3 protein-coding genes are annotated in these 23240 nt (G+C 74.5%); all 3 read right to left on the bottom strand.

The genetic code is table 11. From position 1 onward, the window contains the following. Nucleotides 1-98 precede the first annotated feature (98 nt). Nucleotides 99-1694, bottom strand: coding sequence for an AMP-binding protein (locus tag ACFV9H_RS14865; RefSeq protein ID WP_385397712.1), 1596 nt, complete (start codon nucleotides 1692-1694; stop codon nucleotides 99-101). A gap of 32 nt (nucleotides 1695-1726) precedes the next feature. Further along, on the bottom strand, nucleotides 1727-18196 hold the full coding sequence (locus ACFV9H_RS14860) for an SDR family NAD(P)-dependent oxidoreductase (protein ID WP_385397710.1): 16470 nt from the start codon (nucleotides 18194-18196) through the stop codon (nucleotides 1727-1729). Between the two features lie 70 nt (nucleotides 18197-18266). Next, nucleotides 18267-23213 carry a type I polyketide synthase gene (locus ACFV9H_RS14855; protein ID WP_385397708.1) on the bottom strand — a complete coding sequence of 1649 codons (4947 nt, stop codon included), beginning with the start codon at nucleotides 23211-23213 and terminating at the stop codon, nucleotides 18267-18269. Nucleotides 23214-23240: the final 27 nt, after the last annotated feature.

The raw sequence follows: 23240 nt of genomic DNA, 5'->3' as shown, positions 1-23240 counted from the left end.
GTTTGCGGGTACGGGTGGGGGGTGTTGACGTGGGCCGGGCCGCGGGGGGGGGGCGGGGCCCCCCCGCCGGGCCCCCGACCGGCCTTCCCGAGGGCGGGTCAGCCTTCCTCGGCGACGAGTGCCGCCAGGGCCCTGCGATCGGTCTTGCCGTTGGGGGTGAGCGGCAGGGCGGGGATCAGCCCGACCTTCCGGGGCACCATGTAGTCGGGCAGGGTCTGCTTGCAGAAGGCGCTGATCACCACGGGGTCGGCGTCGAAGCCGCGGGCGGGAACCACGTACGCGTACAGCTCCGGGTCCTCGCCCGGCCGCGGGCGGACCACCGCCGCGGCCGCCTCGACGCCCGGGAACTCCAGGAGCCGGCGCTCGATCTCGCCCAGCTCCACCCGGTTGCCGCGGATCTTGACCTGGAGATCGGACCGTCCGACGAAGTACAGCTCACCACTCTCGCCGCGGTATGCCAAGTCATTTGACTTGTAGACGAGTTGGCCGGACCTGGGGTTGAGCGGATCGGGTACGAGCACCGATCGGGTGGCCTCCGGGTCGTCCCAGTACCCGGTGAAGAGGGAGGGCCCGCGCAGGTGGATCTCGCCGACCACGCCCGGCTCCTCCACGGGCTTCCCCTGCTCGTCGATCAGCAGCATCTCGGCGCCGGGGTAGGCGAATCCGATGGAGAGCTTGTCGACGCCCTCGGGCAGCGGGTTCGGCACGTCGGTGAGGGAGAAGGCCATCGCCTCGGTCGGTCCGAAGCAGTTCACCACCCGCGCCTGCGGCAACAGGCTCTGCAACTGCCGCAGTTCGGGCAACGGGAAGGCCTCGCCGGAGAACAGCACCCCGCGCACCTGCCCGGCCAGCGCGGCCAGGCCCTTGGCCTCGTGGCGCAGTACGGGCCGCCAGATGGACGGCACGCCGTCGACCTGGGTGGCTCCGGTGTCGGCGAGGAAGCGCAGGAACCGGCGCGGCCAGTGCATCAGTTCACGCGGTACGGAGATCAGCTGGGCCCCCGAGCCGAGCGCGAGGCCGATGTCCAGCAGCGCGAAGTCGAACTGCAGCGGCGAGGTGGTGGCCAGCCGGTCCCCCGCGGTGACGATGCCGTGCTGCAGCATCCCCCGGTAGAAGGAGAGCACCCCGCGGTGGCTCATGACCACGCCCTTGGGGCGGCCCGTGGTCCCCGAAGTGAAGATCATGTACGCGGCGTCGGTGCCGACCGGCTCCCGCCGGTGGCGGGTGCGCGGCGCGGGGGCGCGCTCCACGACCACCCCGTCGGGGTCGAACCGCGCCGTCCCGATGTGCGCGGGGATCCCCTCGCGCCCGCCCTTCACCGTCTGCAGGTGCAGGGCGGGTTCCGCGGTCGCGGCGATCGCCAGCAGCCGCGGAGTGGGGACCTCGGGGCTCACCGGGATGAAGGTGAGACCCAGCATCGAGCAGGCGAGCAGCGCGGCCACGGCGGAGGCCGAGTTGTCCGACTCGAGGATCACCCGGTCGCCGATGTCGAGGCCGAGGGAGTCCAGGGTCAGGGCGTAGTCGCGGGCCCTGCGCTCCAGTTGGCGATAGCTCAGCACCCGGTGGGTGCCGTCCTCGCCGGCCTCCCAGGCGGCGGGGCTGTCCGGTGCGGTGCGGGCCGCCGCCAGCATGAACTCGTGGATGCGCTCCGCCGGTCCGCGGACCGCGGCCGGAAGTTCCGTGCTCAGACTCACGGTTGTGCCACCTCTGCTCGTACGAGTGCTCATCAGGAGATCCGCTCCTTCAGGTCCGTCAGCCAGCCGTCGATGACGGGGGCCGTCGTGTCGACGTGCTGCTCGACGATGGTGAAATGCGTGCCGGGGACGGTCGCCACGGTGTCCGCGCCCTCCCAGTCGGCCTGCCAGTCGGCATCGGGCTCGATCTGCGCGTCCTCGCCCATCCGGAAGAGGTCCCCGGCCCGTACGAACAGCACGGGCGCCTGGATGTCCTCCTGCCGGAACTGCGGCAGCAGCTCCACGTACCGCCCCATCGCGGAGAGTTCGGCGCTGCTGAAGGAGCCCAGCGTGGCCGCCTTGTCGGGGACCGCGAAGGCCATCTGGTCGAAGATCGCGTCGTTCGTCTCGCCCATGTAGTACGTGTCCAGGAGCACCAGCCCGGCCGGCCGCACCCCGTGCACCCGCTCCAGGCGGGCCACCGTGGCGTGGGCGAGCAGGCCGCCCGAGGAGAAGCCGAGCAGGGCGAACGGTTCTCCGTCCGCGGCCCGCAGCACGGCCTCGGCGAGTACGTCCACGGCCGCGTCGAAGGACTCCGGCAGCGACTCCCCGCGCCCGAACCCGGGGGTCGGGATGCCGACCACCGGCATCGAGAGCCGGGCCGCGAGCCGCGCGTGCTGGTGCACGCCGCCCGCCACGGTCGGGGTGCTGAGGCAGATCAGCCGGGGCGGCTTCGGCCCCTCCTGGGCCCGGGGCTTGGTGCGCGCCCCGTACGAGACCGCCTCGGGCAGCTCGGCGAGGTCGGCCGCGGAGGCGAAGGCGGGCCGCAGGGCGGCCACCGAGCGCAGCATGGCCAGTCCGGGCTGGAGGTTCCCCGACATGATCGCGTCGAGGAACAGCCCGTACAGGGTGTCGTCGGCCCGGTTGTCGGCGTGCGTGGCGGGCGCGGCGGGCTGCCCCGCGTCGCCTTGGGCGGCGGCCAGCCGGTCGGCGAGCAGCCGGGCCAGTTCGAGGGGGTTCTTGCTGTCGAAGACCACCATGGCCGGCAGCGCGAGCCCGGAGGCCGCGCCCAGCCGGTTGCGCAGTTCGACGGCGGTCAGCGAGTCGAACCCGGCTTCCAGGAAGCCCGCTTCGGCGTCCACGGCGCTCGGGTCGGCGTGCCCGAGGACCTCGGCGGCATGGCCCAGGACCGCGTCGAGTACGACCCGCTCGCGTTCCGCGTCGCCGAGCCCGCGCACCTTCTGGCCGAGCCCGCCGGCCTCCGTGGAGGCGGTCGCCGCGCCGGCCCGGCGGCGCCCGGCGGGCGCCAGTGCCCGCAGCAGCGCGGGCACCTCGTCGGTCCGGGCCCGCAGGGCGGCCAGGTCGACGCGGAGCGGCACGAGCGCCGGGGCGTCGGCCGCGACCGCCGCGTCGAAGAGCCACAGGCCCTCCTCCTCGGACAGCGCCGGGGTTCCGGTGCGCCGCATCCGCTGGAGGTCGGCCTCGCCGAGCCACTGGCTCAGCCCGGTCTCGGTGTCCCACAGGCCGAAGGCCATCGAGGTGGCCGCCAGGCCGCGCGAGCGGCGGTGGGCCGCGAGGGCGTCGAGGAAGACGTTCGCCGCCGCGTAGTTGCCCTGTCCGGCGGCCATGACCAGGCCGCCGGCCGAGGAGAACAACGCGAACACGGCCAGGTCGTGCCCGGCGGTCAGCTCGTGCAGGTGCCAGGCGGCGTCCGCCTTGGCGGCGAGCACGTGGTCCACCTGCTCGGGGGTGAGCGCGCCGATCAGGCCGTTGTGGGCGACGCCGGCGGCGTGGACGATCCCGCGCAGCGGGTGCGCCGGGTCGACGCCGTCGATCAGCTCGGCCACGGCCGCCCGGTCGGAGACGTCGCAGGCGGCGATCTCCACGTGGGCGCCGAGCGCGGTCAGTTCCTCGCGCAGTCCCGCCGCGTTGGGTGCGTCGGGTCCGCGTCGGCTGGTGAGCAGCAGCCGGCGTACGCCGTGCTCGGTCACCAGGTGCCGGGCGACGAGCGCGCCCAGTCCGCCGGTGCCGCCGGTGATCAGGACGGTGCCCTCGGGGTCCCAGGGCGTGTCGCCGCCGGGGGCCGCGGACCGGGCGAGCCGGGGCGCGAGCACCTTGCCCTGGCGGACGGCCAGTTCGGGTTCGTCCGAGGCGAGCGCCGCGGCCAGTGCCTTCGGGGACACCTCGCCCGCCTCCAGGTCCAGCAGGACGAACCGGCCGGGGTTCTCCGCCTGCGCGGCCCGGATCAGACCCCAGACGGGTGCCTGCCGTACGTCGACCGGGTCGCCGTCGGTGACGGCCAGGGCGGCCCGGGTCACCAGCACCAGGCGCGACCGCGCGAACCTGGGCTCGGCCAGCCACCGCTGGGCGGCGGCCAGCGCCGTGTCCACCGCCGTACGGATGCCCGCGGGAACCTCGTGCTCACCGCCGGCGGCGGGCCCGTCCGCGAGGACGGGCAGCAGCACGGTGTCCGGTACGTCGGCTCCCCCGGCTCCCCCGGCTCCCAGCGCGTCCGGTCCGGACACCACCGGCACTCCGGCGACCTCCAGGCCCGGGCCGGCGATGGCCCAGTCCCCGCGCGGCCCGCTGCCGCCACCGACCGGCTGCCATTCGACGGCCAGCAGCGCGTCCCGGAAACCGCCGGCGCCGAACTGCTCCACGGCCACGGGCCGCAGTTGCAGGGCGGCCACCGAGGCCACGGGTGCTCCGGTCGGGTCGGCGAGGTCGAGGCGCACCGCGTTGCGCTGCCCCTCGACCGGCGCGAGCCGGACCCGTACGGCGGTCGCGGACGCGGCGTGCAGGGTGACGCCCGCCCAGGAGAAGGGCAGCAGGGCCCGCCCCTCGTCCTCCTCGGCGCCGAGCCCGCCGAAGCCGAGCGCGTGCATGGAGGCGTCGAGCAGGGCCGGGTGCAGTCCGAAGCGTCCGGCATCGGTGTGCGCCTGCTCGGGCAGTGCGATCTCGGCGTACAGCGCGTCGCCGAGCCGCCAGGCCGCCGTCAGGCCCTGGAACACCGGGCCGTAGCCGAAGCCTCGGTCCTGGAGCCCGTCGTACAGCCCGTCGGCGTCCAGCTCCTCGGCGCCGGACGGCGGCCAGGCCGTGAGCCCGTCGCCGGTTTCCCCGGCGGCCGGGGCGATGAGCCCGTCGGCGTGCCGGGTCCACGGCTCGTCGGGGCTGCTCTCCGGGCGCGAGTACACGCGTACGGTACGCCGGGCCTGCGCGTCGGGCTCACCGACGACGACCTGGAGAGCGACTCCGCCGCGCTCGGGCAGCACGAGCGGGGAGTAGAGGGTGAGCTCCTCCAGCAGGCCGCAGCCGACGTGGTCGGCGGCCTGGAGGGCGAGTTCCACGAAGCCGGTGCCGGGAAGCAGGACGCTGCCGTGGACGGCGTGGTCGGCCACCCAGGGTTGGGCGTCCAGGGAGACCCTGGCGGTGAAGGTCACCGCGTCGGAGTCGGGGGAAGCGACGACGGCCGCGAGCAGCGGGTGGTCGAGGGCGTCCTGGCCGACGGCCACGGCATCGGTGGCCGGCTTGGCGGCGTCGACCCAGAAGCGGCTGCGCTGGAAGGGATAGGTGGGCAGGTCGACGACCCGGGCGCCGGTGCCGGCGTAGAAGGCCTGCCAGTCGACGCGCCCGCCGGACACGTGCAGCCGGCCGAGTGCGGTCAGCAGCGCCTCGGGCTCCGGTCGGTCCTTGCGCAGGGCGGGTACGAGGACGGCCGCAGCCTGGTCGGAGTCGAGGATCTGCTGGGCGAGGCCCGTGAGGACACCGACGGGGCCGATCTCCAGGAAGCGGGTCACCCCCTGCCCGGCCAGCGCTTCGACCGCGTCGGAGAAGCGGACGGCCTCGCGGACCTGACCCACCCAGTACTCAGGGGACCGCCAGTCGGTGGAGGCTGCGCCGGTGACGGTGGAGACGGCGGGGATACGCGGCTCGTTGAAGGTCAACTGAGCGGCGACGGCCCGGAATTCGTCGAGCATCGGTTCCATGAGCGCCGAGTGGAAGGCGTGCGAGACGGCAAGCCGGCTCGTCTTCCGTCCGGCGGCCGCGAAGTGCTCGCCGACCGCCAGGACGGCGGCCTCGACGCCCGAGACCACGACCGACTCCGGTCCGTTGATCGCGGCGATTCCCACGCCGTCTGTGAGCTGCGGGAGGACCTCCTCCTCCGTCGCCTGTACGGCGAGCATCGCGCCCCCGGCCGGCAGCGCCTGCATCAGACGACCGCGCGCCACGACCAGCCGGGCCGCATCCGCCAGGGACAACACCCCGGCCACATGCGCGGCGGCCAGCTCCCCGATGGAGTGCCCGGCGACCACGTCGGGCTTCACACCCCAGGCTTCGACGAGCCGGTACAGGGCGACTTCCAGGGCGAACAGCGCGGGCTGGGTGATCGCGGTCGCGTTCAGCGCCTCCGCGTCCTCACCCCACACCACCTCGCGCAGGGAGCGCCCGAGGTGGGCGTCGATCTCCGCGCACACCGCGTCGAAGGCCTCGGCGAAGACCGGGAAGGCCCCGTACAGCTCGCGCCCCATCCCGAGGCGCTGGGCGCCCTGTCCGGTGAACAGGAGCGCGGTCCTTCCGCTGCGGCGGGCCTGGTCGCGGACCACGGCGGGCGCGTTGCGGTTCTGCGCCAGCGCGGTCAGCCCGCGCAGCAGCTCCTCGCGCTCCGCCCCCACGACCACGGCCCGGTGGGCGAACGCGGTGCGCGAGGAGACCAGCGAGAGGCCGAGGTCGGCCGGCTCGATCGCGGGTTGCCGCGTGACCTGCTCCAGCAGCCGCTCGGCCTGCGCGGCCAGGGCCTGCGGGGTCTTGGCGGACAACACCCAGGGAACGCCGGGGAGTTCAGTGCCCCCGGCTGCCGCCTCCGCGGCTGCTTCGGGCGCCTCCTCGACGATCACGTGGGCGTTCGTACCGCTGATGCCGAAGGAGGAGACGCCGGCCCGGCGGGGCCGGTCCGCCGCCTGCCATTCCCGGGCCTCGGTGAGCAGTGCGACGTTCCCCGCCGCCCAGTCCACCTGGTCCGAGGGCGCGTCTACATGGAGGGTCTTCGGCAGGACTCCGTGGCGCATCGCCATGACCATCTTGATGACGCCCGCGATGCCGGAGGAGGCCTGCGTGTGGCCCATGTTGGACTTGATGGAGCCCAGCCACAACGGCCGGTCCTCCGCCCGGCCTTGGCCGTAGGTGGACAGCAGCGCCTGCGCCTCGATCGGGTCGCCGAGCGTCGTGCCGGTGCCGTGCGCCTCGACGGCGTCGACCTCGGCGGCCGTCAGGCCCGCGTTGGCCAGCGCCTGACGGATCACCCGCTGCTGGGACGGTCCGTTCGGGGCGGTCATGCCGTTGCTGGCGCCGTCCTGGTTGAGCGCCGAACCGCGGACGACGGCGACCACCGGGTGGCCGTTGCGGCGGGCGTCCGAGAGCCGCTCCAGGAGCAGTACGCCCGCACCTTCGCCCCACGCGACACCGTCAGCCGAGGCCGCGAAGGACTTGGAGCGGCCGTCGGGGGCGAGCCCGCGCTGCCGGCTGAACTCGACGAACATGCCCGGGGTGCCCATGACGGCGACACCGCCGGCGAGCGCCAGCGAGCACTCGCCCGACCGCAGGGCCTGGGCGGCCATGTGCAGGGCCACGAGGGAGGAGGAGCAGGCCGTGTCGACGGTGACGGAGGGCCCTTCGAGGCCCAGTGTGTAGGAGGTACGACCGGAGACGAGGCTTCCGCCGCTGCTGGCCGCGGCCTCCACGCCGAGTGCGTAGTCGTGGTACATGACGCCCGCGAACACACCGGTCGCCGAGCCCTTGAGGGTCGTCGGGTCGATCCCGGCGCGCTCGATGGCTTCCCAGGACACCTCCAGCAGCAGCCGCTGCTGCGGGTCCATCATCAGGGCCTCGTTCGGGCTGATCCCGAAGAAGACCGGGTCGAAGTCGGCGGCGTCGTAGAGGAATCCGCCGGCTCGGGTGTAGGTCCGGCCGGGCGTGCCCGGCTCCGGGTCGTACACGTCCGGGTCCCAGCCGCGGTCGGCCGGGAAGTCGCCTATGGCGTCCACTCCGTCCGCGACCAGGCTCCACAGCTCGTCGGGGGTGGTGACCCCGCCCGGGTACCGGCAGCCGATCCCGACGATCACGATCGGGTCGTCGTCGTCGCCGGCCGCGCCGCCGCCGGTGGACAGGGCCCGGGCGGGTACGAGCGCGGCACGCTCCGAACCGCCCACCTCTTCGCCGATGTGGGCAGCGACGGCCTGCGCGGTCGGGTAGTCGAAGATCAGCGTGGCGGGGAGCCTGAGTCCGGTCACCGCTCCGAGCCGGTTGCGCAGCTCGACCGCGGCGAGCGAGTCGAAGCCCAGCTCGCTGAAGGCCCGCTCCGGCTCGATCGCGTCCGCGGAGGCGTGGCCGAGCACGCCCGCCACCTGGCCCCGTACGAGGTCGAGGAGCGCGGCGGCCCGGGAATCGGCGTCCAGGCCGGCCAGGCGGGCGAGGAGCCCGTCGCCGCCGTCGGCGGACTGCGCGGCCCGCCGTACGGGGACGCGTACGAGGCCTCGCAGCAGGGCGGGAAGGGAAGCGGCCCGGCCCCGCAGCACGTTCGTGTCGATCAGCAGGGGGACCACGGCGGGCAAGCCCGAGCGCAGGGAGCTGCTGAACAGGGCGAGGCCCTCGGCTTGGGAGAGGGCGGGCAGGCCCTGGGCCGCCATCCGCTCTTCCGCCAGGTCGAGCATGTCCGTGGTGGTCATGCCGGTGGTGACGCCCCAGAGACCGAAGGCCATGGAGGTGGCCGGGAGTCCTTCGGCGTGGCGGTGGGCGGCGAGCGCGTCGAGGAACACGTTCGCGGCCGCGTAGTTGCCCTGCCCCGCCGCCAGCACCAGACCGCCGGCCGAGGAGAACATCACGAACGCCGACAGGTCCAGCTCACGCGTCAACTCGTGCAGGTGCCACGCCGCGTCCGCCTTCGGACGCAACACCGCGTCCATCCGCTCCGCAGTCAACGCACCGATCACACCGTTGTCGGCGACACCCGCCACATGGACGACCCCCGACAACGGGTGAGCGGGGTCGATGCTGGCGAGCACCGCAGCCAGCGCCTCCCGGTCCGCCACGTCACACGCGGCGACCACGACCGAAGCACCCGAGTCGGTGAGGTCCGCGACGAGGTCGGACACTCCGGGGGTGTCCGCACCGCGACGCCCGAGGAGCAGCAGGTTGCGTACCCCGTGCTCGGCGACCAGATGACGGGCCACGAGCGCACCCAGACCACCCGTACCACCCGTGATCAACACGGTCCCCGTCGCATCCCACACCGGCTCCGCACCCTCACCCACGGACACGCGGGCCAGTCGCGGCACCGACACCTCACCCGCGCGGACGGCCAACTCCGGCTCGCCCAGCGCCAGTAGCTGCTCGTACTCGACGGATCCGTCTGTGTCGACGAGCACGAACCGGCCGGGATTCTCCGCCTGCGCCGCACGCACCAGACCCCACACCGGAGCCTGCCGCACGTCCACCGACTCACCCTCGACGACGGCCACCGCACCACGCGTGACCACCGCCAACACCGCACCCTCGGGCCGGTCCTCGGACAGCCAGTCCTGCACGGCCGCCAACGCGCTGTTGGCCACGCTGTGCACCGCGGCCGGCACGTCGTCCCCGTCCGGTGCCTCGCACTCGAAGAACACCGTGCCCTCGGCCGGCGCCTGCGCGGCGGCGGCCGCACCGGGCAGCGGGTTCCAGGCGATGTGGAAGAGGGACTCGCTGCCGTGGGTGCCGAGCTGCTCCGTGGAGACCGGGCGGCCGACGACCGCGCCGACGGTGGCGACCGGGGCGCCGGTGGCGTCGGCCACCTGCAACGACAGGCTCTCGGGGGTGGGCTGGGTGATCCGCACCCGTACGACGGAGGCTCCCGCCGCGTGCAGGGTGATGTCCTTCCAGACGAAGGGCAGTACGGTCTCGTCGCCGCCGGTTCCGTTGACGAGTGCCGCGTGCATGGCGGCGTCCAGGAGCGCCGGGTGGAGCCCGAACTCCTCGGCTTCGGCGTGTGCCTGCTCGGGCAGGGCGACCTCGGCGTAGAGCACGTCGTCGAGGCGCCAGGCGGCCTTGAGGCCCTGGAACGTCGGCCCGTATCCGAAGCCCCGCTCGCGCAGGCCCTCGTAGGCGCCGTCCAGGGGCAGTTCGTCCGCCCCTGCGGGCGGCCAGGCCGCCAGGTCGAAGGCGGGGGCCTCGGCGCCGGCGGCGAGTACGCCGTCGGCGTGCAGCGTCCACGGCAGGTCCGGCCGGTCCTCGGCGCGCGAGTAGACGCTCACCGAGCGCCGCCCCGAGCCGTCGGCGGCGCCGAGCACCATCTGGACGGTCACCGCGCCGCGTTCGGGGAGGATCAGGGGCGCCTGGAGGGCGAGCTCTTCGAGTACGTCGCAGCCCACTTGGTCGCCGGCCCGGATCGCCAGCTCCACGAAGCCGGTGCCCGGCAGCAGGACGCTGCCGAGGACGTCGTGATCGGCGATCCAGGCGTGGGTCCCGGCGGACAGCCGACCGGTGAAGGTGACCACGTCGGTGTCGGGGGACGGGAGTACGGCACCCAGCAGCGGGTGTCCGGCATCGGTCAGGCCGGCCGTCGCCATGCTGCCGCTGCCGGAGCCGATCCACGAGTTGGCGAGGTACTCCTCCGTACCGATCCAGTAGCGGGTGCGCTGGAAGGCGTAGGTGGGGAGGTCGACGCGGCGGGCTGTGGTGGTGGGGTGGAAGGCCTGCCAGTCGACGCGGGCGCCGGAGACGTGGAGCCGGGCGAGGGCGGTGACCAGGGTTTCGGCCTCGGGGCGGTTCTTGCGTACGGCGGCGACGAGGACGGCGTCGACGCTCTGGGCGGCGAGGCCGGTGAGGATCCCGTCGGGGCCGATCTCCAGGAAGCGGGTCACCCCCTGCCCGGCCAGCGCTTCGACGGCATCGGCGAAGCGGACGGCCTCGCGGACCTGGCCCACCCAGTACTCGGGGGACTGCCAGTCCGTGGAGGTCTGACCGGTAACGGTGGAGACGGCGGGGATGCGCGGCTCGTTGAAGGTCAACTGAGCGGCGACGGCCCGGAATTCGTCGAGCATCGGGTCCATCAGCGCCGAGTGGAAGGCGTGCGAGACGGCAAGCCGGCTCGTCTTCCGTCCGGCGGCCGCGAAGTGCTCGCCCACCGCGAGGACCGCGGCCTCGACACCCGAAACGACCACCGACCGCGGGCCGTTGACGGCCGCGATCCCGACTTCGTCGGTGAGCTGCGGGAGGACCTCCTCCTCGGTGGCCTGTACGGCGACCATCGCGCCGCCGGCCGGGAGGGCCTGCATCAGCCGACCGCGGGCGACGACCAGCCGGGCCGCGTCGGCCAGGGAGAGGACCCCGGCGACGTGGGCGGCGGCCAGCTCGCCGATCGAGTGCCCGGCCACCAGATCGGCCCGTACACCGAGGGCTTCGACGAGGCGGTACAGCGCCACCTCGATCGCGAAGAGGGCGGGCTGGGTGATCGCGGTCGCGTTCAGCGCGTCCGCGTCCTCACCCCACACCACCTCGCGCAGCGAGCGCCCGAGGTGGGCGTCGACCTCCGCGCACACCGCGTCGAAGGCGTCCGCGAACACCGGGAAGGACTCGTACAGCTCCCGTCCCATGCCCAGCCGCTGGGCTCCCTGTCCCGTGAACAGGAGCGCCGTCCGCCCGCCGCTCTGCGCCTGGCCGACGACCGCCCCGGGGTGGTCCTCCCCCGCCGCGAGAGCCGCGAGCGCCGCGAGTGCGCCCGCCCGGTCGCCGACGACCACCGCACGGTGGTCCATCGTGCTGCGCGCCGAGGCGAGGGTGTAGCCGATGTCCGCCGGGTCGTGCTCGGCGGCCACGACCAGCAGCCGCTCCGCCTGGCCGGCCAGTGCCTGTGCGGACTTGGCCGACAACACCCAGGGAGTGAAGGGCAGTTCGTCACCGGCTGCGGCCTCGGCGGGCTCCGGCGCCGCGGTGACCTCTTCGACGATGACGTGGGCGTTCGTGCCGCTGATGCCGAAGGAGGAGATGCCGGCCCGCCTCGGGTGGCCCTCCGCGCGCCATTCCCGGGCTTCGGTGAGCAGTTCCACGTCACCGGCCGACCAATCGATCTGGTCCGAGCGTTCCTCCGCGTGCAGGGTCGGCGGCAGCACACCGTGCCGCATCGCCATCACCATCTTGATGATGCCCGCGACACCCGCGGCCGCCTGCGTGTGGCCCATGTTGGACTTGATGGAGCCCAGCCACAGCGGCTGCCCTTCCGCCCGTCCTTGGCCGTACGTGGCCAGCAGCGCCTGCGCCTCGATCGGGTCGCCCAGCACCGTGCCGGTTCCGTGCGCCTCGACGGCGTCGACCTCGGCGGCCGTCAGGCCCGCGTTGGCCAGCGCCTGGCGGATCACCCGCTGCTGCGAGGGCCCGTTCGGGGCGGTCAGACCGTTGCTGGCACCGTCCTGGTTGAGGGCCGAGCCGCGGACCACCGCCAGGACGGGGTGGCCGTTGCGCCGCGCGTCCGAGAGGCGCTCCAGGAGGAGCATGCCCGCGCCCTCGCCCCAGCCGGTGCCGTTGGCGCCGACGCCGAAGGACTTGCAGCGCCCGTCGGGGGCGAGCCCGCGCTGCCGGCTGAACTCGACGAAGACCTCCGGCGTGGCCATGACGGCGACACCGCCGGCGAGCGCCAGCGAGCACTCCCCCGACCGCAGGGCCTGGGCGGCCATGTGCAGGGCGACCAGCGAGGAGGAGCAGGCCGTGTCCACCGTGACGGCCGGACCTTCGAGGCCGAAGACGTACGAGACGCGGCCGGAGGCGATGGCTCCGGTGCTGTTGTTGGCCGCGTAGTCGTGGTACATCATTCCGGCGTAGCAGCCGGTCATGCTGCCGCGCAGGGTCTCCGGGTCGATGCCGGCCCGCTCGAAGGCCTCCCAGGCCGTCTCCAGCAGCAGGAACTGCTGCGGGTCCATGACGGCGGCCTCGTTGGGGCTGATCCCGAAGAACGCCGGGTCGAACTCGCCGGCCTCGTGCAGGAATCCGCCCTCGTGGGCGTAGCTGGTGTGCGGCCGCTCCGCGGTCGGGTCGTAGATGCGGTCGAGGTCCCAGCCACGGTTGGCCGGGAAGGCGGTGACGGCGTCCACACCGTCGGCGACGAGCTGCCACAGCTGCTCGGGGGTTCGTACGCCTCCCGGGTAGCGGCAGGCCATGGAGACGATCACGATCGGGTCGTCGTCCCCGGCCCCGGCACCGCCCCCGGTACGGACGGCACTGACCGCCGGGAGCAACTCACCTATCACTCCGTCGAGTTCGTCGAGCAGGTGACGGGCCAGGGCGCGCGGGTTGGGGTAGTCGAAGGCCAGGGTCGCGGGCAGCCGGACCTCTGCGGCGGCGCTGACGGCGTTGCGGAACTCGACGGCGGTGAGCGAGTCGAAGCCGAGCTCGCTGAAGGCCCGGGTCTCGTCGACGGCGTGCGGCCCCGGGTAGCCGAGGGTCACCGCGACCTGCGTGCGCACCAGGTCGAGCAGGACGCCCTCGCGCTGCTCCCGGTCCAGGCCGGCCAGCCGGCCGCGCAGGGCACCGGCCGCCTCGGTCGCGGACACCGCGGCACGTCGGGCCCGTACGCGGACCAGCCCGCGGAAGAGCGGCGGCAGGGCCTCGCCCGCCTCGGCGAGGGTGCGTACGTCCAGCCGGATCGGCAGGACGACGGGGGCGTCGACGGTCAGGGCCCGGTCGAAGAGGTCCAGGCCGTACTCGGCGGTGAGCGCGCCGATGCCGGTGCGGCTCATCCGCTGGAGGTCGGCGTCGGTGAGGGCGCCGGACATGCCGCTCGCCCACAGGCCCCAGGCGAGCGACTGGGCGGGCAGGCCCTGGGCACGCCGGTGGGTGGCGAGCCCGTCGAGCAGGGCGTTCGCCGCGCCGTAGTTGCCCTGGCCGGGAACACCCAGGACACCGGTCGCGGAGGAGAACAGGACGAAGGCCGACAGCTCCAGGTCCCGGGTCAGCTCGTGCAGGTGGAGCGCCGCGTCGGCCTTGGCGCGCAGTACGGCGTCCAGGCTCCGCGGGGTCAGCGAGGCGATGAGCGCGTCGTCGAGCACGCCCGCGAGGTGGACGACGCCGGTGAGCGGCACTCCGGTGATGAGGGCGGCCAGGGCGTCCCGGTCCGCGACGTCGCAGGCGGCCAGGGTGGCCTCGGCGCCCAGGCCGCGGAGCTCGGCGCGGAGTTCCACCGCGCCGGGGGCGTCCGTACCGCGTCGGGAGACCAGCAACAGGCTCCGTACGCCGTGGGCCTCGACGAGCCGCCGGGCCACCAGCCGGCCGAGCGCGCCGGTCGCGCCGGTGACCAGGACCGTGCCGTTGCCGAAGTCGGGGCGCACGCGCCGTTCGGGGTCGTCGGTGAGGCGGGCGAGTCGGGCGCCGTGGACGGTGGCGCCGCGTACGAGGGTCTGGGGCTCGTCGGCGGCCAGCGCGGCGGCGGCCTGCGTCGCGCTGCCGAGGTCGTCGAGGCCGTCGAGGTCGGCGAGGAGGAACCGTCCGGGGTTCTCCATCTGCGCGGAGCGCACCAGGCCCCAGACGGCCGCGCCGGCCAGGTCGGTGACGTCCTCGCGGGCCTCGCCGGGGCGGGCCACCGCTCCGCTGGTCGCGACGAGCAGGCGCGAGTCCGCGTACCGATCGTCGGCGAGCCACTGCTGGAGGACCGCGAGCACTTCGGCGGTGGCGGCGCGCACGGTGTCGGGGTCCGCACCGGAGTGCCGGGAGCGCAGGACGACGGCCTCGGGCACCGGTCCGTCGGCGGCCAGCGTGGACCAGTCGGCTGGGGCGGTTCCCAGGGTAACGGCGGGCAGTTCGACCCAGTTCAGGGCGAAGAGGGACTCGTGGGCGACGGTGCGCGCGGCGGCGAGCTGCTCGGCGGAGACCTCGCGCAGGACGAGGGAGTCCACGGACAGCACCGGCCGGCCGGTCTCGTCGGCGACGGACAGGGCGATGGCGCCCGCGCCGTCCGGGGCGATGCGGACCCGCAGGCGCGCGGCACCGGAGGCGTGCAGCCGTACCCCCGTCCAGACGAACGGCAGGACCGGCCCGGTGGCCTCGGCGAAGAGGTCCGTGAACACGGAGCCGTGCAGGGAGGCGTCGAGCAGCGCCGGGTGCAGGCCGAACGCGGCTGCCTCGGCGTGGGCCCGCTCGGGCAGGGCGACCTCGGCGAACACCTCGGTGCCGGCCTGCCAGGCGGCCGTCAGACCGCGGAAGGCCGGGCCGTACGGGAGCCCGGCGGCGGCCAGTGCCTCGTACACGCCGTCCGTGTCGATGGGAGTGGACCCGGCCGGCGGCCAGCCGGCGAGGTCGAAGGAGCGGGACTCGGCGGCGCCGGCGGCGGCCACCAGTACGCCGGCCGCGTGCAGGGCCCACGGCTGGTCGGGCTGGTCGTCGCGGCGGGAGTGGACGCTGACCGGGCGCCGTCCGGACGCGTCGGCGGCGCCGACCTCGACCTGGAGGGCGACGGCGCCCCGTTCGGGGAGGACCAGCGGGGACCGGAGCATCAGTTCTTCGAGCAGCTCGCAGCCGACCTGGTCACCGGCCCGGACGGCCAGCTCCACGAAGCCGGTGCCGGGGAAGACCACGGAGTCGCCGACGACGTGGTCGGCCAGCCACGGCTGGGCCGATACGGAGACCCTGCCGGTCAGGACGACACCGCCGGAGTCGGCGAGGGAGACGACGGCGCCCAGCAGCGGATGCCCGGCGGCGGCGAGACCGGCGGCGGAGACGTCGCCGAGGGAGCCGGTGCCCTCGACCCAGTACCGGGTGCGCTGGAAGGCGTACGTGGGGAGGGAGACGAGCTCGACTCCGGTGCCCGCGTAGAGGGCCTGCCAGTCGACGGCCACACCGGAGACGTGCAGCTGGGCGAGGGCGGTGATCAGGCTCTCGGGCTCGGGGCGGTTCTTGCGCTGGGCCGCCACGAGCACGGTGTCTTCCACGCTCTGGGCGGCGAGCCCGGTGAGGATGCCGTCGGGGCCGATCTCAAGGAAGCGGGTGGCGCCCTGCTGCTCCAGGGCGTGTACGGCGTCCGCGAAACGGACGGCCTCACGGACCTGGTTCACCCAGTACTCGGGCGACCGCCAGTCCGCGCCGGGCCGGCCGGTGACGGTCGAGACGGCGGGGATCAGCGGCTCGGCGTAGCTCAACCCCTGGGCCGTGACCCGGAATTCGTCGAGCATCGGGTCCATGAGCGCCGAGTGGAAGGCGTGCGAGACGGCGAGCCGGCTCGTCTTCCGTCCGGAGGCCGCGAAGTGCTCGCCGACCGCCAGCACGGCGGCCTCGACACCCGAAACCACCACGGAATCCGGCCCGTTGACCGCGGCAATGCCCACCCCGTCGGTGAGCAGCGGCAGCACTTCCTCCTCCGTGGCCTGTACGGCGAGCATCGCGCCGCCGGCCGGCAGGGCCTGCATCAACCGGCCACGCGCCACGACCAGCCGGGCCGCGTCCGCCAGGGAGAACACCCCGGCGACATGTGCGGCCGCCAGCTCACCGATGGAGTGCCCTGCGACCACGTCGGGGGTGACCCCCCAGGCCTCCACCAGCCGGTACAAGGCGACTTCGAGAGCGAACAGCGCGGGCTGGGTGATCGCGGTCGCGTTCAGCGCCTCCGCGTCCTCACCCCACACCACCTCACGCAGGGAGCGCCCGAGGTGGGCGTCGATCTCCGCGCACACCGCGTCGAAAGCCTCGGCGAAGACCGGGAAGGCCTCGTACAGCTCCCGCCCCATCCCGAGGCGCTGCGCGCCCTGTCCGGTGAACAGGAACGCCGTCGACCCCTTCGTGACGACTCCGCGCACCACGTTGGGGTGCGCCTGTCCCTCGGCCAGCGCCGCGAGTCCGGCCAGCGCGGCCTCGCGGCCGTCGGCGAGGACGACCGCGCGGTGGTCGAGCGCGGCACGGCTCGTGGCCAGGGAGTAGGCCAGGTCGGCTTCGGCCAGGTCGGGCTCCGCCGTGGCGTGCGCGTGCACCCGGTCGGCCTGGGCGGCGAGGGCCGCCGCGTCGCGGCCGGAGACCGGCCAGGGCAGGACGGCGGGCAGCGGCGCCGCGGCCGCGGACGCCTCGGGGGCCGCTGCCGAATCCGCGGGGGCCTCCGCCGACGCCTCGACCGGCGCCTCCGCCGGGGCTTCCTCCAGGATGATGTGGGCGTTGGTGCCGCTCACGCCGAAGGCCGAGACACCCGCCCGCCTCGGCCGGTCCTCGGCGCGCTCCCACTCGCGGGTCTCGGTCAGCAGTCGGACCCGGCCGGCGGACCAGTCGACGTGGCTCGACGGTTCGTCCACGTGCAGGGTCTTCGGCAGCACCCCGTGGCGTATCGCCTCGACCATCTTGATGACGCTTCCGACGCCGGCGGCGGCCTGCGCGTGGCCCATGTTGGACTTGATGGAGCCCAGCCACAGCGGCCGGTCGTCCGTGCGGTCCTGCCCGTACGTGGCCAGCAGCGCCTGTGCCTCGATCGGGTCGCCGAGGGTGGTGCCGGTGCCGTGTCCCTCGACCACGTCGACGTGGGTGGCGGGGATCCGGGCGTTGGCGAGGGCCTGGCGGATGACGCGCTGCTGGGCCCGGCCGTTGGGGGCGGTCAGGCCGTTGCTGGCGCCGTCCTGGTTGACGGCGCTGCCGCGTACGACGGCCAGCACCGGGTGACCGTTGCGCCGCGCGTCCGCGAGGCGTTCGAGGACGAGCATGCCCGCGCCCTCGGACCAGCCGGTGCCGTCGGCGGCCTCGGCGAAGGCCTTGCAGCGGCCGTCGGGGGCGAGGCCGCGCTGGCGGCTGAACGCGATGAACGGCGACGGGGTGGACATCACCATGACGCCGCCGGCGAGGGCCAGCGAGCATTCGCGCTGCCGCAGCGCCTGGGCGGCCAGGTGCAGGGAGACGAGCGAGGAGGAGCAGGCCGTGTCGACGGTCACCGCGGGGCCTTCGAGGCCGAGGGTGTAGGAGATCCGGCCGGAGATGACGGCGGCCGCGTTGGCGGTGGTCATGTAGGCCTCGGCGACCTCGCCCGCCGCGCCGATGAGGTACTCGTAGTCCTGGATTCCGGAGCCCGCGAACACGCCGACGGGCTTTCCGCGCAGCGACGCCGGGTCGATCCCGGCCCGCTCGATGGCCTCCCAGGACACCTCCAGCAGCAGTCGCTGCTGGGGGTCCATGGTGAGGGCCTCGTTGGGGCTGATCCCGAAGAAGCCCGCGTCGAAGTCGGCCACGTCGTGGACGAAGCCGCCCTCGTTGACGTAGCTGCTGCCGGACCCGGTGGTCTCCGGCTCGTCGCCGCGGAGCCCGTCGAGGTCCCAGCCGCGGTCGGTGGGGAAGGTGGTGATGGCGTCCCGGCCCTCGGCCACGAGCCGCCACAGGTCGTCGGGGGTGCTGACGCCTCCTGGGTAGCGGCAGCTCATCGCCACGATGGCGATGGGTTCGTGGTCCTGGTTCTCGACCTCCTGGAGCCTGCGCCGGGTCTGGTGCAGATCCGCCGTGACCCGCTTGAGGTAGTCGAGAAGCCTTGCGTCGTCATTGGACATCTTGGGTCCCACCGAGTCCTTGTTCATGCCGTGAGGTCGAGTCGGGTCGTCGCGGGGTCGCGAGGCGCAGTCAGGTGAGGCCGAGTTCGTTGTCGATGAAGGCGAAGACGTCGTCGGCGGAGGCGGTCTCCAGCTGGTCGCCGATGGCCTGCCCGGCGCTGCCGGTCTTCGCGTCGAGGGTGCCGGTCAGCCGTGCCAGCAGGCTCTGCAGGCGGGCGGTGATGCGGGTGGCTTCGATGTCCTCGGCGGCGAGGGTCGCGGCGGCCGCTTCGAGCCGGTCCAGCTGGGCCAGCACGGGCAGTTCGCCACCGTCGGCGTCCTGGCAGAGCTCGGACCAGAGGTGGGCGGAGAGGGCCCCGGGGCTGGGGTGGTCGTAGATCATGCTGGTGGGCAGGGGGCGACCGGTGGCCGCGACGAGCTTGGTCCGCAGGTCGACGGCGGCGACGGAGTCGAAGCCGAGGTCGGTGAAGCCGCGGTCGGGCGCGACCTCGGCCGGGTCCTCGTAGCCGAGCAGCGCGGCCACGTGCGTACGGACCAAGTCCAGGAGCACGGAACGCTGTTCGGGCCCGCTCAGGCCGGCCAGTCGGCCCGCCAGGCCGGGATCGTCCCCGCCTCCTCCTTGAGATCCGTCCGCGCCGAGGGCGGCGCGGGCCTCGGGCAGGGCGTCGAGGAGCGGGCGCGGGCGGGCCAGTACGTAGGTGGGGGCGAAGCGCTCCCAGTCGAACTCGGCGACGACCGCGTGCGAGGTCCCGCCCTGCGAGGTGCCACTCCGCGCGGCACCGGCCAGGATGCGGCGCAGGGCCCCGACGGCCAGGTCGGGCCGCATGGCGGGGGCGCCGATCCGGCGCATGACGGCGGCCAGTTCGGCGTCGACCATGCCCCCGTCCCAAGAGCCCCAGGCCACGGAGGTGGCGGCGAGGCCGCGGGCGCGGCGGCTGTGGGCGAGACCGTCCAGGTAGGCGTTGGCGCTGCCGTAGGCGGACTGGCCGGCGCTGCCCCATACGGCGGCGCCGGAGGAGAAGAGCACGAAGGCGTCGAGCGGGGTGTCGCCGAGGAGTTCGTCGAGGTGGCGGGCGCCGAGCACCTTCGCCTCGGCCACCTCGGCGAGGTCGGCGAGGCTCAGTTCGCCGAGCGGGGCGACGCGCTGTGGCAGGCCGGCCGCGTGGAAGACGGCGGTCGGCTCGGGCAGCCCGGCGAGGAGGGTGCGTACGGCCTCCCGGTCGGCGATGTCGCAGGCTTCGACGGATACCCGTACGCCCGACTCCCGCAATTCGGCGGCGAGTTCTGCCGCGCCGGGGGCGTCCGGGCCGCGCCGTCCGACGAGGACCACGTGCTCGGCGCCGTCGGCGGCGAGCATCCGGGCGACGTGGGCGCCGAGTCCGCCGGTGCCTCCGGTGACCAGGACCGTGCCGCGGGGCTGCCAGGGCCCGCTCGGGTCGGGTTGCGCGGGGCGCACCATGCGGCGGGCGTAGGTGCCTTCGGGGCGGATGGCGACCTGGTCCTCGCCGGGGGTCCTGGCGAGGGTGTCGCAGAGCCGCCGCGCGACCGCTTCACCGAGGTCGGTCCCGGCCGGAAGGTCGACGAGGCCGCCCCAGGTGGCGGGGGCCTCCAGGGCGAGCGCCGCGCCCAGGCCCCAGACGGCGGCCTGCTCGGGGTGCACGGGGCGGGCCGCCGCGTCGGCGTCGTTCGTGGCCACCGCCCCCTCGGTGAGGCACCACACCGGGGCGGTCCACTGCCGGGCGGCCGTCTCCTGGAGCAGGGCGACGGTGGCGGCGAGGCCCCGGGAGAGCGCCGGGTGGTCGGGATGCGGGGTGTCGTCGAGGGCGAGCAGGCTCAGTACTCCGGCGGGCGCGGCGTGCGTGTCGGGGAGTACGGGGCCCTGCGCGCCGCCGGCCTCCACGAGTACGGGGGTCGCTCCCCGGGCGGTCAGCGCGGCCGCGAGGACGCCGGCGAGGGCCCGGCGCTCAGCGGTGTGCGGCACGAGCCAGTCCCCGGTGAGCGGGGCGGCGGCGGCCGGTGCGGGGTCGGCGACGGGCGCCCAGGCGATCCGGTAGCGCAGCGCGTCCACGGCGGAGGCCTCGCGGCGGCCGGCCCGCCAGCTGGTGAGGGCGGGCAGGACGGGGGCGAGGGCGGCGGGGTCGAGGCCGAGCCGCTCGGCGAGCCCGGTGGTGTCCTCGCGCTCCACGGCCTCCCAGAACTGGGCCTCGCCCGGGTCCGCGGAGGCCGGGGCGGTGGAGGTGGTGGGGGTGGTGGACGACGCGTTGGGCTGCCCGGCCCAGTAGGTGCGGCGCTGGAAGGCGTAGGTGGGCAGGTCCACGCGGTGGGGCCGGTGGCCGGCCGCCGTGAAGTACGCGTTCCAGTCGACGTGGACGCCGCGGGTGTGGGCGAGGGCGACGGCCCCGGCGAGCTCGCGTTCCTCGCCACGGCCGCGGCGCAGGACGGCGGTGAACACCGGCTGGTCCGCGCCCTCGTCCGGATCGGTGAGGCAGTCGGGGCCCAGCGGGGTGAGGGCGGCGTCGGGGCCGAGTTCCAGGAAGGTGTGGACGCCCTTGGCCGCGAGCAGCCGGACGGCGTCGCTGAAGCGGACGCTCGCGCGGACGTGGCGTACCCAGTAGTCGGCGCGGGCCAGTTCGTCGTCGCCCGCGAGCTCACCGGTGACCGTGGAGACGATGGGCGTGCGGGCGGTCCCGTACGCGATGCTCTCGGCGACGGTACGGAACTCGTCGAGCATCGGCTCCATCAGGGGCGAGTGGAAGGCGTGCGACACGGCGAGCCGCTTGGTCTTGCGGCCGAGTTCCGCGAAGTGCGCGGCGATGGCGAGGGCGTCCGCCTCGTCCCCGGAAACGACCACGGAACGGGGGCCGTTGAGCGCGGCGATACCGGTGGTCGGGGTGAGCAGCGGCTCCACCTCGTCCTCGGCGGCCTCGACTGCGACCATCGCGCCGCCCTGCGGGAGGGCCCGCATCAGTCGACCGCGGGCGGCGACCAGGCGGGCGGCGTCGGGCAGCGTGAGGACGCCGGCGACGTGGGCGGCGGCCAGTTCGCCGACGGAGTGGCCGGCGAGGTAGTCGGGGTGGATCCCCCAGGACTCGATGAGCCGGTACAGGGCCACTTCGCAGGCGAACAGGGCGGGCTGGGCGTGACCGGTGTCGTCGAGGAGCGGGCCGTCCTCGCCCCACATGGTGTCGCGCAGCGGGGTGTCGAGATACGGGTCGATCTCCGCGCAGACGGCGTCGAAGGCTTCGGCGAACACCGGGTGCGCGGCGTGCAGTTCGCGCCCCATGCCGAGGCGCTGGGCGCCCTGGCCGGTGAACAGTACGGCGCACAGCGCGTCGGGCCGGGCCGTTTCGCCTGCGGCGGGCTCGGCGGTGTCGGCGGCCAATGCCCGCAGGGCGCGTACGAGCTCGGCGTGGTCCTCGGCGATGACCGCCGCGCGGTGCTCCAGGGCGGCCCGGGTGGTGGCGAGGGACCAGCCGGTGTCGACGAGCGCGTCCCCCGGGTGGGCCTCCAAGTGGTCGGCGAGCCGGGCGGCCTGCGCGGCCAGCGCCTCGGGGCGGCGGGCGGAGACCATTACGGGCACGAACCGGGGGGCCGTACCGCCTGCGGCGGGCTCGGCGGTTGCGGGTGCGTCCGTGCCCGGGGGCGGGGTGGTTCCGCCGGGGGCGGCCGGGGCTTCTTCCACGATCACGTGGACGTTCGTGCCACTGAGGCCGAAGGAAGAGACGCCGGCGCGCTTGGCTCGGCCGCGGTCCGGCCAGGGGGTCGGTTCGGTCAGCAGACGTACGCTGCCCGCGCTCCAGTCGACGTTGTGGCTCGGTTCGTCCACGTGCAGGGTCCGCGGCAGCACCCCGTGGCGGATCGCCTCGACCATCTTGATGACTCCGCCGACTCCCGCGGCGGCCTGCGCGTGGCCGATGTTCGACTTGAACGAGCCCAGCCACAGCGGCTGGTCGGCGGGCCGCTCCCGGCCGTACGCGGCGATGAGGGCCTGCGCCTCGATGGGGTCGCCGAGGGTGGTGCCGGTGCCGTGCGCCTCGACGGCGTCGACATCGGCGGGGGTCAGCTGCCCTGACGCGAGCGCCTGCTGGATGACCCGCTGCTGGGAGGGGCCGTTGGGCGCGGTCAGGCCGTTCGAGGCGCCGTCGGAGTTCATGGCCGAGCCGCGGATGACGGCGAGGACGGGGTGGCCGTTGCGGCGGGCGTCGGACAGCCGCTCGACGAGGACCATGCCCGCACCCTCGGACCAGGTGGTGCCGTCGGCGGCCGCCGCGAAGGACTTGCAGCGTCCGTCGGGGGCCAGGCCCCGGTCCTGGCTGAAGCCGACGAAGGAGTCCGGGCTCGCCATCACGGTGACGCCGCCCGCGAGGGCCAGCGTGCACTCCCCGGTCCGTACGGACTGGACGGCGAGGTGGAGGGCGACGAGGGAGGAGGAGCAGGCGGTGTCCACGGTGACCGCGGGGCCCTCCAGGCCCAGGGAGTACGCCACGCGCCCGGAGGCGACGCTGGCCAGGCCACCGGTACCGCCGCCGCCCGGGTAGTCGTGGTAGACGACGCCGGCGAACACCCCGGTCCGGCTGCCCTTCAGGGAGGTGGGGTCGATCCCGGCCCGCTCGATCGCTTCCCAGGACACCTCCAGGAGCAGCCGCTGCTGCGGGTCGGTGTCCCGGGCCTCGCGCGGGCTGATCTTGAAGAAGTCGGCGTCGAACTGGCCGGCGTCGTGCAGGAAGCCGCCTTCGCGGCAGTACGTCTTGCCGGGCGTCGCCGGCTCCGGGTCGTACAGGGCGTCCATGTCCCAGCCCCGGCCGTCCGGGAAGAGCGAGACGGCGTCCCGGCCGGAGTCGACCAGCTGCCAGAGCTCCTCGGGCGAGGTGATGCCGCCGGGGAAGCGGCACCCCATCGCCACGATCGCGACCGGCTCGCTGCCGCGCTCCTCGGCCTCGCGCAACTGGCGCCGGGTGCGCTGGAGTTCGGTGGTGGCGCGCTTGAGATAGTCCCGGAGCTTCTCGTCGTTGCTCATCGAACCTCAACCAATCTAGAGCTGATC

Source organism: Streptomyces sp. NPDC059874 (assembly GCF_042731135.1).
Classification (GTDB): Bacteria; Actinomycetota; Actinomycetes; order Streptomycetales; family Streptomycetaceae; genus Streptomyces.
The sequence above is the reverse complement of the archived record's forward strand: the minus strand, read 5'-3'. Positions and strand labels throughout refer to the sequence as shown.

Excerpts from the sequence above, each read along its gene's own strand:
- ACFV9H_RS14855 (WP_385397708.1), bottom strand. The coding sequence starts at position 23,213 with ATGAGCAACGACGAGAAGCTCCGGGACTATCTCAAGCGCGCCACCACC.
- ACFV9H_RS14860 (WP_385397710.1), bottom strand. The coding sequence starts at position 18,196 with ATGTCCAATGACGACGCAAGGCTTCTCGACTACCTCAAGCGGGTCACG.